The sequence below is a fragment of the Jeongeupia sp. HS-3 genome, from assembly GCF_015140455.1.
Taxonomy (GTDB): Bacteria; Pseudomonadota; Gammaproteobacteria; order Burkholderiales; family Chitinibacteraceae; genus Jeongeupia.
In genome coordinates this window covers 1,334,144-1,346,683 of record NZ_AP024094.1, presented here as the reverse complement: position 1 = coordinate 1,346,683, position 12,540 = coordinate 1,334,144, and the positions used below count along the sequence as shown (strand labels likewise).

Below are 12,540 nucleotides of genomic sequence, written 5' to 3'. Positions count from 1 at the left end.
CACGCAAAAAAAAAGCCGCCCTCGGGCGGCTTTTCAGTGGCACGTAGACTCAGGCGGGCATTTCTTCGCCCAGCGCCAGGATCAGCGCCGGCACGAACTGGCGCAACTCGCCCACCGTCAGTGCCAGGCTGGAGTCGAACATCGCCGATTGATCGGCGGCATCGGCGTCTTTCAGCTCGTCCTGCAGTACGTCGAGCATGGTCAGTCGTTTGATTTCGAGCTTGTCGGTCAGCTGGAACGACAGCTTGTCTTCCCACGAAAGCGATAGTTTGCAGGCCAGCAGGCCGTTCTCCAGGTGCTGTTTGACTTCGGCCGTATCCAGCGGCTGGCGAGCCAGGCGGGTAATCGCGCCATCGTCGCCGGAGGCACGCAGCTCGGTGTCCTGGCCTAGATCGAACGGTGTCGCATCGGCGGATTCGAGCCACAGCGTCATCGCGGTTTCCGGCGAGGTCTGGGTATTGACGAGGCGGGTAGGCAGGCTGCCGAGGGTTTCGCGCAGCACCGACAACAATTGTTCGGCCTTCGCGGCCGAGGCGCTTTCGACCAGCACCAGCCCCAGCTTGAGGTCGATCACCGCGCGCTGCACGCGCGAGCGGCTGAATGCCTTGGGGATCAGCTCCTCGGTCACGCGTTCACGCAGCTCTTTGGCTTCCTTGCGGCCGACCTTGCGGTTTTCCTCGGCTTCGATCCGGGCGATGCGCTCTTCGGCCTCTTCCTTGACCACGGCCGACGGCAGCAGTTTTTCCTCGGTCTTGAGCGCGACCAGAATGGCGTCGTCGTAGCCGTAGGCCAGCATGTCCGGCGCGTGCCGCGCGGGCGCGATCCAGCCTTGGCTCATCACATCGTGACTGCCACAGGCGATCCACGGACGCTTGGCGAGGCTTTCGCCGATGCCGTCGACATTGAGCGTGTGATCCGGTGCGAGGCGATAGAGCTGCAGATTGCGGAACCAGAGCATGAAACCATCCTTATAGAGCGGACGCCGATTGTAGCGAGTGCAAGGGGGAACGGGAACGGGGGTTTGTCGCCTTGCGTGCCGCTGGTCACCGTTACCGCATATTGCCTGATTGAGAATAATTAACGTTTGCGCTAGGATTCAAGCCCTCTAAACATCGTTGCCGGAGCTCCCACCGTGAAGCGTTTTGTCCTTGTCCCGCTTGCTGTTGCCCTGTTTGCCGGTCTCGCGCACGCCGAGTCCGTTACCGTCTACTCGGCGCGTAACGAACAGTTGATCAAGCCGCTGTTTGACGCGTTCACCAAAGACACCGGGGTCGAGGTCAAGTTGCTGACCGACAAGGAAGGCCCGTTGATGGAGCGCCTCAAGGCCGAAGGCGCCAACAGCCCGGCCGATATGCTGATTACCGTCGACGCCGGCAACCTTTGGCAGGCCGGCAAGCAAGGCCTGCTGAAGCCGATCGAATCCAAGGTGCTGAACGAGAATGTACCGGCCCATCTGCGTGATCCGAAGGGCGAGTGGTATGGCCTGTCGATTCGCGCCCGGACGATTTTCTACAACCCGGCCAGCGTCAAGCCGGCCGACCTGTCGACCTATGAAGATCTGGCCGATCCGAAGTGGCAAGGCAAGCTGTGCCTGCGGACATCGAAGAAGGTCTACAACCAGTCGCTGGTGGCGATGATGATCGCCCAGTACGGCGAGCCGAAGACCGAGAAGATCGTTCGCGGCTGGGTCGCCAATCTGGCCGCGCCGGTGTTCGCCGACGACACCAAATTGCTCGAAGCCATTGCCGCCGGCCAGTGCCAGGTCGGCGTGGCCAACAGCTATTACTACGGTCGTCTCGTCGCCAAGGATGCCAAGTTCCCGGTCAAGCTGTTCTGGGCCAACCAGAATGCCGGTGGCGTGCATGTGAACGTTTCCGGCGCCGGTGTGACGCGTTACGCCAAGAACGAGAAGGGCGCGATCAAGCTGATCGAATGGCTGTCGGGCGACAAGGCGCAGAATCTGTATGCCGACAAGGACATGGAATTCCCGGTCAACCCGAAGATCAAGCCGGATGATCTGGTGTCGAGCTGGGGTCCGTTCAAGGCCAGCATCATCAATATGAGCAAGGCCGGCGAGTTGCAGGGCAAGGCGACGCAGTTGATGGATCGCGCCGGTTACAAGTAAGGTATTGAACCGTTTGGCACGACAACGGGCAGCGACGCTGCCCGTTTTCCATTGATATCGTATCGAGAGCGAATTTGTCCGTCGTACCGTTAGCTTGGCCGCGCCTCAGTCGCGGTGTCTTGTACGCGCTGCCGATCGCGCTGCTGACCGTCGTGCCGCTGCTGGTGGTTTTGGCGTCGCTGTTCAATCCACAGCCCGAGATCTGGGCGCACTTGCTTGAATATGTGTTGCCGGGCGTGCTGTGGAATACGCTGCTACTGATCGTCGGCGTGACGGTCGGCGTGCTGGCGCTCGGCGTGCCGCTGGCCTGGCTGACCGCCGTGTGCGACTTTCCGGGGCGGCGCTGCTTCAGCTGGGCGCTGATGCTGCCGCTGGCGATGCCGGCCTATGTGCTGGCCTTTGTACAGGTGGGACTGCTCGATTTCACCGGGCCGGTGCAGACGCTGCTGCGCTCGGTCTTCGGTACCAGCGCATGGTTTCCGCAGATTCGTAGCACCGGTGGTGTGATCCTGGTGTTGTCGATGGCGTTCTATCCCTATGTGTATCTGTTGGCGCGCAACGCTTTTCTGAGTCAGGGACGGCGCGCGCTGGAGGCGGCGCAGACGCTCGGCGTGTCGCGCAAACGGGCGTTCTTTACCGTGGCGATTCCGATGGCACGGCCGTGGCTGATCGGCGGCGTGACCTTGGCGCTGATGGAAACGCTGGCCGATTTCGGTACGGTGGCGATCTTCAATTTCGATACCTTTACCACCGCGATTTACAAGGCCTGGTTCTCGCTGTTCAATCTGCCGGCGGCGTCGCAGCTGGCGTCGCTGCTGGTGATGTTCGTGCTGGTGTTGGTCGCCGTCGAGCAATGGGGCCGCGGCGCGCGCAGTTATCAGGTTCGCAGCGGCGATGCCGAACGCATCGCGTTGCGCGGCACCGGGCGCTGGCTGGCCAGCGCGTGGTGCTCACTGGTGCTGCTGCTCGCGTTTATCGTGCCGCTGCTGCAGCTCTTGTTCTGGGTCAAGGGCGTGTGGGCCGAAGACTTCGATGATCGCTATCCGGCCTTCATCGGTCGCTCACTGCTGATCGCCGCGATGGCCGCATTGCTGGTTACCGTGTTCGCGCTGGTGCTGGCGTACGCCCGTCGTCGCTATCAGGATGCCGGCACGCGCTGGCTGGTACGGCTGGCGACGCTCGGCTACGCGGTGCCCGGCACCGTACTGGCGGTGGGGGTATTCATTCCGATCGCCTGGCTCGACAACGCGCTGCTATCGCTGCTGCGGCCGCTGGGGTTTGCCGGTCTGGCTGTGTTCAAGGGAACGCTGGCGGTGATGCTGCTGGCGCTGGCGGCGCGGTTTCTCGCGGTGGCGTTCCAGCCGGTCGATTCGGCGATGCAGCGCATCACCCGCAATCAGGAGGATGCCGCCCGCTCGCTCGGGCTCAATAGCCGCCAGACACTGTGGCGCTTGCATTTACCGTTGCTGCGCACCGGGCTGATGTCGGCGGCGCTGCTGACCTTTGTCGACGTGCTCAAGGAAATGCCGATCACGCTGATGACGCGCGCTTTCGGCTGGGACACGCTGGCGGTGCGCGTGTTCGAGATGACCTCGGAAGGCATGTGGGATCGTGCCGCCTTGCCTAGCCTCTTTATCGTGCTTGCCGGCCTGTTGCCGGTGGTGCTGCTTATCCGGAAAACCGAACCATGATCACCCCTCCGATGCTCGACGTTGCCAATGTGTCGGTACGCTACCCCGGGCGGGCGGTGATCGAATCACTGTCGTTTTCACTGGCGCCGGGGCAGATCGGTTGCCTGCTCGGGCATTCGGGCTGCGGTAAAACGACGATGTTGCGGGCTATTGCCGGTTTTGAAGCCGTCAGCGCCGGGATGATTACGATCGATGGTGATATCGTTGCCGGCAATGGCGATGAGGTCGCGCCGGAAGCGCGGCGTATTGGCATGGTGTTTCAGGATTACGCGCTGTTCCCGCACCTGAACGTTGCCGACAATGTCGGTTTTGGCCTTGGCGCACTGTCGCGCGTTGCGCGCCGGGCACGAGTCGACGAAATGCTCGCACTGGTCGGGCTTGATGACGAGCGCTGTCGTTACCCGCACGAGCTCTCCGGTGGCCAGCAGCAGCGGGTCGCACTAGCGCGGGCGCTGGCGCCGCAGCCGCGCCTGCTGCTGCTGGATGAGCCGTTTTCGAACCTCGATGCCGAGCTGCGCGAGCGCCTTGGCCTGGAGGTGCGCGACATTCTCAAGGCGGCCAGCATCACCGCGATTCTGGTGACGCACGACCAGCACGAGGCATTCGCCGTGGCCGATGTCGTTGGCGTGATGATGGACGGACAGATCCGCCAGTGGGCCAGCCCCTATCAGCTCTATCACCAGCCGGTTGACCGTTTCGTCGCCAATTTTATCGGCGAGGGTGTGCTGTTGCCCGGAGTGGTATCCAGCGCCGGGAAGATCGAGTTTGAACTGGGTGTATTCGATGGCCCGCTCCCCGCACACTGCAATCCGGATGGTTGTGCCGTTGACGTATTGATACGCCCCGATGATATCCAGCACGACGACGCCAGTCCGTTCAAGGCCCTGGTGCTGGCGCGGGCATTCCGCGGGGCGGAATTCCTCTACACGCTGGCCTTGCCGTCGGGACAAAAAGTACTGTCGCTCGTGCCAAGTCACCATAATCATGCGGTTGGTGAGGCGATCGGAATCCGTCTCGACCTCGATCATGCCGTGGCGTTTGTGCGCGACTGAGATTTTCCTGCGCACAGGCTTGATTGGCGCGCCGTGCTGCGCCAACATCGGGGGCTGACCGCCACACAGGATTGCCATGCTCATCGCCTGCCCGCACTGCCAGACCGCCAACCGCCTCGATGTTGCCCGGATCGCCGAGTCTCCCATTTGCGGCCAATGCCGCGAACCGTTGTTGTCCGGCGCACCGATTGCGGCAACGACCGAGAACTTCGCCGCTTTGCTTGGCGCGAGCCGCATTCCGGTGGTGGTCGATTTCTGGGCCACATGGTGCGGTCCCTGCCAGGCGTTTGCGCCGGCGTTCGTCTCTGCGGCGCAGCACTTTGCCGGCAAAGTGCTTTTCCTCAAGGTGGATACCGATGCCGAGCAGGCGCTAGGTACGCAATACCAGATCCGCAGCATTCCGACGTTGATCGCCTTCGATCGCGGCCAACAGGTCGAGCGGCTGAACGGTGCCATGTCATCGGGGCAGTTCAAGGCATGGGTCAGTCAGCTGATTTGAGTTTTTGCGAGTGCCAGATAGCAAAACGCCCCGATATCGGGGCGTTCTTGTATCCGGGAGCGTTGAAAAATCAGCCGGCGCGGAGTTTGGCGTAAGGGCTGGTTTCCAGCCACTTTTTCACCCGGTTGGCATCGCCGATCCGGGTGTAACTGCCCTGAGAGTCCATCAGGATCATCACTACCGGGGTGCCCTCGATGGTCGCCTGCAGCACGATGCAATGGCCCGCTTCGTTGATGAAGCCGGTCTTCGACAGACCGATATCCCAGTCATCCGATTTCACCAGTGGGTTGGTGTTGCGGTAAACCATCTCGCGGCCGTTCCGGTTGGAAATGAAGCGGTATTCGCTCGAGGTGGAGAACTGATGGATCTCCGGGTAACGGCGTGCCGACTTGACCAGCTGCACCAGATCGCGCGGTGTTGACACATTGCTTGGTGTTAGCCCGGTCGAGTCGTAAAAGCGGCTGCCGCGCATGCCAAGTTGCTGCGCCTTTTCGTTCATTTTGCGCACGAACACATCACGTCCGCCTGGGTAGGCGCGTGCCAGCGCAGCAGCGGCACGGTTTTCCGATGACATGAGCGCCAGCAGCAACACTTCGGCGCGCGTTAGCGAGGTGCCGACGGCCAGGCGCGAACTGGTGTGCTTGAGCGTGTCGACATCATCATCGCTGATCGTGATCAGCTCGTTCATCGGCAGGCGCGCATCCAGCGTCACCATCGCCGTCATCAGCTTGGTGATCGAAGCGATCGGTAGTAGTGCGTCGGCGTTCTTTTCGTAGATGACCTCACCGCTGTGCTCGTTGACGACCAGGACCGCAGACGATTGCACGCCCGGGCGATCCAGCGTCGATGGCAGGGCGACGGCGCGTGAAATACGAACTTCCTGGCGCGCATTGGCGATGGCCCGGCTGCTGACATTACCTTTCTTTCTGACCGTGACCTTAATGACCGGTTTCTTTGTCTGAGCGACTTTCTTTTGTTGATTTTTTGCAACAGCTTGCTTGCTAACAGCTTTGGATTTGGCCGTTTTGCTGGTTGATTGGGCATTCTGGGTGGTGGCGGCAGTTGCCGGCATCACCACCAACGAGAGTGCCGTTAGCACAGCACAAAGCCCGAAAATTCTGGGTTTCATCAACTACCTCGGAGTCGGATACGCACGTATTACATCAGTTGCTTCTTATTTTAAAGCAGCTAAAGCAGAAAATGTGACTAAAAATCAAATGCTAAACGGGTATTTGGTAGATTTCCCTTTAAAGATTTCCCGATACTTGCAGTCATTGTGATATTTCAATATGCTGCGATGCACAATTTAGCTGCTTATGCTGTATTCATGAATGGAGCGTCCTGTGTTGCAGTCCACGTCACTTGAATCGTTTTTCCAGCAGTTCAACGATGCCAACCAGAAGTGGTGGCAGAGTTGGGTCAACTCGGTGACACCGGCAGGTTCGACTACGCTGCCTCCCTCTCTGGCTCCGGCCAACGGCGTATCGCCCGAGGTATTTGAAACGCATAGCCAGTTCTATCAGCAACAGCTTGAGTTGTGGATGCAGCTGATCGGCGCTGGTGCTGCCGCGGCGGTCGAGCCGGAAAAAGGCGATCGACGCTTTGCTGCGCCGGAGTGGGAGCTGCCTGTCTTCAGCTTCCTCAAGCAGAACTATCTGCTCACATCGAAATGGCTGACCCAAATGGTTGACCACGTGCATGCCGATGAAGACACCAAGGCCCGGATGGCGTTCTTTGCCCGCCAGTATCTGGATGCGGTCAGTCCAACCAATTTTGCGGTGACCAATCCGGAAGTCCTCAAGCTCGCGGTCGATACCCGAGGTGAAAGCCTGAACGAGGGCATGAAGAAACTGCTCGAGGATATACAGAAGGGCGCGATCACCATGACCGACGAGTCGCAGTTCGTCGTCGGCGAAAATCTGGCGGTGACGCCAGGTCAGGTGGTGTTCGAGAACGAGTTGATTCAGCTGATCCAGTATTCGCCGACCACGGACGATGTGCACGAAACACCGCTGCTGATCGTGCCGCCTTGCGTCAACAAGTACTACATCATGGATCTCAAGCCCGAGAACTCGATGGTGCGCTGGGTGGTGGGCGAGGGTCACACGACCTTTCTTGTCTCGTGGAAATCGATCACGCCCGAACTCGGCCAGCTCAAGTGGGATGACTATATTGAACGCGGTGTGATCGCCGCCAGCGATGCGGTGCGCAAGATCGGCCAGTGCGAAAAGCTCAACGTGCTGGCGTTCTGCATCGGCGGAGAGCTGGTGTCGACTGCTGTGCCGGTGATGCAGGCTCGCGGGCAGGACTGGTTCAAATCGCTGACGCTGATGACGGTGATGATCGATCACGCCGACCCGGGTGATATCAAGCACTTCCTTGATCCGAACGTTGTTGCCAGCCGTGAGGCGGTGATCGAGCAGGGCGGGGTGATTTCGGGCAAGGAGCTGGCACGTACCTTTGCCGCCTTGCGCGCCAATGATCTGGTGTGGAACTACGTCGTCAACAACTACCTGAAAGGCAAGACGCCACCGCCGTTCGACCTGCTGTACTGGAACAACGATTCGGCCAATCTGGCGCTGCCGATGCACACCTGGTTCCTGCGCAATATGTATTTCGACAACAACCTGGCCAAGCCGGGTTCGTTCTCGCTGTGCGGGGTGCCGATCGATCTGACGCAAATCACCTTGCCGACTTACGTGTTTGCCGCGCGCGAAGACCATATCGTGCCGTGGACGTCGGCGTACAAGACCACCGGGATCTTCAAGGGGCCGTTGCGCTTCGTGCTCGGTGCTTCGGGGCACATCGCCGGTACGATCAATCCCGTATCGACAAACAAGCGCAATTACTGGGTCAATGAGGCTCTGGGCGCCGAGCCGCAAGCATGGTTCGACGCGGCCGAATCGCGCCCAGGAAGCTGGTGGCAGGACTGGGGGCAATGGCTGATTCCGCATGCCGGTGAGCGCGTTGCCGCACCGAAAATACTGGGCAACCGCCAGTTCAAGCCCCTCGAGCCGGCACCGGGTCGTTACGTCAAAGAACGCTTGTCTTGATTGCAGTGCCAGTCCGGCTGAACCGGTGGCCGGCCTGTTAATCTAAAACACAGCCCCAATCAATTGGGCGCAAGGGAGATACATCATGACTGACATCGTTATTGTTGCTGCGCAACGTACTGCTCTGGGTAATTTTGGCGGCGCACTGGCCAAAGTTTCAGCGCCGGAGCTGGGCGCGACCGTGATTCGCGCATTGCTTGAAAAGTCGGGCCTTGCTGCCGACCAGGTTAGCGAAGTGATTCTGGGTAACGTATTGACCGCTGGCCTTGGTCAGAACCCGGCTCGCCAGGCGTTGCGTCTGGCCGGTTTGCCGGACGCCGTACCAGGGCTGACGATCAATCAGGTCTGCGGTTCGGGCCTGAAGGCTGTGGCGCTTGGCGTACAAGCGATCCTGTCGGGCGAAAGCGATATCGTTATCGCCGGTGGTCAGGAAAACATGAGCGCGACACCGCACATCCTGCCGGGCTCGCGTGATGGCTTCCGCATGGGCAATGCCCAATTGATCGACACCATGGTCTACGACGGCCTGACCGATGTGTACAACAAGTACCACATGGGTGTGACCGCTGAAAACATCGCTAAAAAGTACGGCATCAGCCGTACCGAGCAGGACGAGCTGGCGCTGTCGTCGCAACACAAAGCCGCTGCTGCGCAAGCCGCCGGCCGCTTTGTCGATGAAATTGTCCCGGTCAGTATTCCGCAGCGTAAGGGTGATCCGGTGGTGTTCTCGGCCGATGAGTTCATCAAGACCAATGCCACGATGGAAGGCTTGTCCAAGCTGCGCCCAGCCTTCGACAAGGAAGGCACCGTCACCGCCGGCAACGCATCGGGCCTCAACGACGGCGCCGCTGCGGTGCTGCTGATGACGCGCGAGAAGGCCGAACAGCTCGGTCTGACGCCACTGGCGACAATCCGTGCCGCGGCATCGGCCGGCGTCGAGCCGAGCCTGATGGGTATGGGCCCGGTGCCGGCGACTCAGCGCGTGCTGGCGCGCACCGGCTGGAAGCTCGACGATCTCGACCTGATCGAAGGCAATGAGGCGTTTGCCGCGCAGGCGCTCGGCGTTGCCCGCGAGCTGAAGTGGGATTGGAACCGCGTCAACGTCAACGGCGGCGCGATCGCCCTCGGTCATCCGATCGGTGCGTCGGGTGCGCGTATTCTGGTGACGCTGCTGCACGAAATGATTCGCCGCGATGCCAAGAAGGGGCTGGCGACGCTGTGCATCGGTGGTGGCATGGGCGTGGCGCTGGCGATCGAGCGCTAAGCCGAAACGCTTCATTTGTTTTTTTCGTGGTTTGCAACGCCCTCCCGGTCGGAGGGCGTTTTTTTTGGCTCTGTCGACGTTAACTGTTGCAAGCTCACATAAGTGGCGTAAATCCTTGCGATACCTGTGACGCAAACGGCACGCTCGAATATGGCTTGTTGCTTGGGCTAGCTGACGTAGCACTGCAATCCGCAACAGTTAACGAATACAGAGCCTTTTTTTTTCGTCGCAGCCTCCCGCGTTCCGCTCGTCTATCCATGCTTTTGTCGGCAAATACTTACGCTATAAAAAAGCAATTGCATTTTTTATTTTAAGTATGGAGGGGGTGATGTCAGAAAAACTCACTGTGGCTGCCAAGCTGTACCTGCTGGTCGCCTTGCTGATGGCATTTATGGCGGCGCAGGGCGGCGTGGCGCTTTACAACCTGATGAGCAATGGCGAGCGGTTCAGAACGACCTTCGAAGATCGGGTCCGGCCGCTGACACAGCTCAAGGTGGTCGCTGATCGCTACGCAGTCAATATTGTCGATACTACGCACAAGGTACGCAGCGGTAATCTGAGTGCCGCGGAAGGTGTTGCGCGGGTCACGCTGGCGCAGCGGGACATCCGGCGGGAGTGGCTGGCCTACACCGGCACGGCGCTGACCGCTGAGGAGGAGAAGCTGGTCCGAGAGGCCAGCAGGCGGATGCAGATGGCCGATACGGCGGTGGCTCGCTTGACCGTGTTGCTGCGAGAGGCCGATGACAAAGGTTTGGCCGACTTCGCCGCCGGGGCGCTGTACCCGGCGATCGATCCTGTGAGCGAAACCGTGTCTGAACTTGCTGCCTTGCAGTTGCGTGTTGCCGGTGAGGAATATCAGGCGGCGCGTGTACAAATTGCCCAGGCGAAAACTGGCAATATCGTATTGCTGCTGTTAGCGCTCTGCGTTGGTGTGGTGTTTTCCTACACCATCATCCGCTGGTTGGCACGTCAACTCGGTGCCGAGCCGCACGAGGCGTGCCGCGCCGCGCAAGCGATCGCCAGCGGCGATCTGGCGCACGAGATCGTTCGGCGTCCCGGTGATGATCGCAGCGTCATGGCCGGGATTGCGCAGATGCGCGACGAGCTGAAGCGGCTGGTGGCGGAGATCCAGTCTTCGGTTGGTGAAGTCGGCGAAACTGCACGTGCCTTGCATGGCAGCATGCAAGCCGTATCGCTGGCTTCCGGTACCCAGGCCGATGCCGCTTCGCAAATGGCCGCTGCCGTTGAGGAAATCAGCGTCAGCCTCGGTGAGGTATCAAGCAATGCCGAACAGGCCGATATTGCGGGCAAGAGCGCCGATCAGGTGGCCGCCGAAGGCGAAAGCCGCATGGCGCAGGTCATCGCTGGGGTGAGCCGGATCAGTACGCAACTGGATCTGGCCGGCGAACATTTGGCAACGCTGGATGCGCGCTCGGGCGAGATCGCCAGCATTGTTGCGACGATTCGCGAGATCGCCGAGCAAACCAATCTGCTGGCGCTGAATGCCGCGATCGAAGCGGCAAGGGCCGGTGAGGCGGGGCGTGGGTTTGCCGTTGTCGCCGACGAAGTGCGCAAGCTCGCCGAGCGGGTGGGGCAGGCGACGCTGGAGATCGGTACGACGCTTGGCGTGATTCGTGACGGCACCAGTGAGGCCAGCACCGGTATGCAGCAGGCGCGGGCTGAAGCGGCAAACGAGCTGCAGAATGTTCGGCTGCTGCAAGGCAGCCTGCAGCGAATTCGCTCGTCGGGTGGGCAGCTGAGTGAAGTTGTGGAAACGATTGCCGGTGCGCTGCGCGAGCAAAGAATCGCCAGCGATCAAATCGCCGCGCAGGTGGAGAAGGTGGCGCAAATGACCGAGGAAAACAGCGGTGCGATCGGTGAAATCTCATCGGCGACGGCGCGTCTGGGCGAGCTGGCATCGAAACTGGAGCGATCGGCAGGACAGTTTCGCTGCGCCTGACCTCGGGCTTATGATGATGCCTTCGATCCACGGGAGCAGACCTTGTCACCATTGATTACGCCACAGGCACTGGCAGAGCGTTCGGAGGCTGCCGATTGGGTCATCGTCGATTGCCGTCACGATCTGGCTAATCCGGATGCTGGTTCGCAGGCTTATGTGGCTGGCCATGTTCCGGGTGCGGTGTTTGCCCATCTCGATCGGGATCTGTCCGGTGCCAAAACCGGCCACAATGGCCGCCATCCGCTGCCGTCACCGGAAGCATTTGCCGAATGGGCGGGCCGGGCAGGTATCGGCAGCCAGACCCGCGTGATCGCGTATGACGCCTCAGGCGGCATGTTCGCCTCGCGGTTGTGGTGGTTGCTGCGCTGGCTGGGTCACGATGCAGTGCAGGTGCTCGATGGCGGCTGGCAGGCGTGGCTGGCGGCCGGTCTGCCGGTGTCGACCGATGAGGCGAGGCCGGTGCCGGCGCAGTTTGCTGCGCATCCGGACGGGGGCGCTGCGGTGACCATGGCGCAGGTGAAGGCCAATCTGGCCGAGCCGCAATTTCAAGTGATCGATGCCCGCAGCCCGGAGCGCTATCGCGGCATTGGTGAGACCATCGATCCGGTCGGCGGGCATATTCCGGGCGCTGCAAACCGGTTTTTCCAGTACAACCTGGATGCCGACGGGTGCTTCAAGCCGGCGGCGCAATTGCGCGAGGAGTGGTTGACGGTGCTCGGCGCGAACCGGCCGGACCAGATCATCTGCCAGTGCGGCTCCGGCGTGACGGCTTGCCATAATCTGCTGGCGCTGGAAGTGGCCGGTTTGCCCGGTGCACGGCTTTATCCGGGCTCGTGGAGCGAGTGGTGCGCGCACCCGGATAACCCGGTCACGCAATAAGTTCGTCAACGATAACG

The 12,540-nt window shown here is 60.8% G+C and carries 11 protein-coding genes; 9 read left to right on the top strand and 2 right to left on the bottom strand.

The features are described from left to right. Positions 1 to 49: 49 nt before the first annotated feature. On the bottom strand, positions 50 to 958 hold the full coding sequence (locus JLC71_RS06235; protein WP_200917888.1) for a recombination-associated protein RdgC: 909 nt from the start codon (positions 956 to 958) through the stop codon (positions 50 to 52). Between the two features lie 174 nt (positions 959 to 1,132). Between JLC71_RS06235 and JLC71_RS06230 the strand changes: the two genes are divergently transcribed. The 4 genes from JLC71_RS06230 to trxC all read left to right on the top strand — a co-directional run bounded on the left by JLC71_RS06230 (position 1,133) and on the right by trxC (position 5,367). Beyond that, positions 1,133 to 2,125: a Fe(3+) ABC transporter substrate-binding protein gene (locus JLC71_RS06230; protein WP_200917887.1), complete on the top strand. Its 993-nt coding sequence runs from the start codon at positions 1,133 to 1,135 to the stop codon at positions 2,123 to 2,125. 74 nt (positions 2,126 to 2,199) lie between these two features. Beyond that, the gene (locus tag JLC71_RS06225; protein ID WP_200917886.1) at positions 2,200 to 3,816 is read left to right on the top strand and encodes an ABC transporter permease; all 1,617 of its coding nucleotides are present in this window, start codon (positions 2,200 to 2,202) and stop codon (positions 3,814 to 3,816) included. Next, on the top strand, positions 3,813 to 4,868 hold the full coding sequence (locus tag JLC71_RS06220; RefSeq protein ID WP_236251008.1) for an ABC transporter ATP-binding protein: 1,056 nt from the start codon (positions 3,813 to 3,815) through the stop codon (positions 4,866 to 4,868). The genes JLC71_RS06225 and JLC71_RS06220 overlap by 4 nt, the downstream gene beginning before the upstream one ends. A 76-nt stretch (positions 4,869 to 4,944) precedes the next feature. Beyond that, entirely contained in the window at positions 4,945 to 5,367 is a 423-nt protein-coding gene (trxC, locus tag JLC71_RS06215; RefSeq protein WP_200917885.1) for a thioredoxin TrxC, read from the top strand. A gap of 70 nt (positions 5,368 to 5,437) precedes the next feature. Here the strand turns inward: trxC and pbpG are convergent, their stop codons facing one another. Continuing rightward, positions 5,438 to 6,193 carry a D-alanyl-D-alanine endopeptidase gene (gene pbpG / locus JLC71_RS06210; RefSeq protein WP_236251007.1) on the bottom strand — a complete coding sequence of 252 codons (756 nt, stop codon included), beginning with the start codon at positions 6,191 to 6,193 and terminating at the stop codon, positions 5,438 to 5,440. 190 nt (positions 6,194 to 6,383) lie between these two features. On the opposite strand from pbpG, the gene JLC71_RS06205 reads away from it, so the two are divergent. The 5 genes from JLC71_RS06205 (at position 6,384) to JLC71_RS06185 (ending at position 12,523) form a co-directional block, all read left to right on the top strand. Beyond that, positions 6,384 to 6,647: a hypothetical protein gene (locus JLC71_RS06205; protein ID WP_200918400.1), complete on the top strand. Its 264-nt coding sequence runs from the start codon at positions 6,384 to 6,386 to the stop codon at positions 6,645 to 6,647. Positions 6,648 to 6,710: 63 nt separating this feature from the next. Then, the gene (locus JLC71_RS06200; RefSeq protein WP_236251006.1) at positions 6,711 to 8,420 is read left to right on the top strand and encodes a PHA/PHB synthase family protein; all 1,710 of its coding nucleotides are present in this window, start codon (positions 6,711 to 6,713) and stop codon (positions 8,418 to 8,420) included. A gap of 85 nt (positions 8,421 to 8,505) precedes the next feature. Continuing rightward, positions 8,506 to 9,684: an acetyl-CoA C-acetyltransferase gene (locus tag JLC71_RS06195; protein ID WP_200917883.1), complete on the top strand. Its 1,179-nt coding sequence runs from the start codon at positions 8,506 to 8,508 to the stop codon at positions 9,682 to 9,684. A 328-nt stretch (positions 9,685 to 10,012) separates the two neighbouring features. After that, positions 10,013 to 11,644 (top strand): methyl-accepting chemotaxis protein, encoded by a 1,632-nt coding sequence (locus JLC71_RS06190; RefSeq protein ID WP_200917882.1) that lies wholly within the window; start codon positions 10,013 to 10,015, stop codon positions 11,642 to 11,644. A 42-nt stretch (positions 11,645 to 11,686) separates the two neighbouring features. Further along, positions 11,687 to 12,523 (top strand): sulfurtransferase, encoded by an 837-nt coding sequence (locus JLC71_RS06185; RefSeq protein ID WP_200917881.1) that lies wholly within the window; start codon positions 11,687 to 11,689, stop codon positions 12,521 to 12,523. Positions 12,524 to 12,540 lie beyond the last annotated feature (17 nt).

Bases quoted from the DNA above. Each gene is read 5' to 3' on its own strand.
- JLC71_RS06195 (WP_200917883.1), top strand. From the start codon at position 8,506: ATGACTGACATCGTTATTGTTGCTGCGCAACGTACTGCTCTGGGTAAT.
- trxC (WP_200917885.1), top strand. From the start codon at position 4,945: ATGCTCATCGCCTGCCCGCACTGCCAGACCGCCAACCGCCTCGATGTT.
- JLC71_RS06190 (WP_200917882.1), top strand. From the start codon at position 10,013: ATGTCAGAAAAACTCACTGTGGCTGCCAAGCTGTACCTGCTGGTCGCC.
- JLC71_RS06235 (WP_200917888.1), bottom strand. From the start codon at position 958: ATGCTCTGGTTCCGCAATCTGCAGCTCTATCGCCTCGCACCGGATCAC.
- JLC71_RS06220 (WP_236251008.1), top strand. From the start codon at position 3,813: ATGATCACCCCTCCGATGCTCGACGTTGCCAATGTGTCGGTACGCTAC.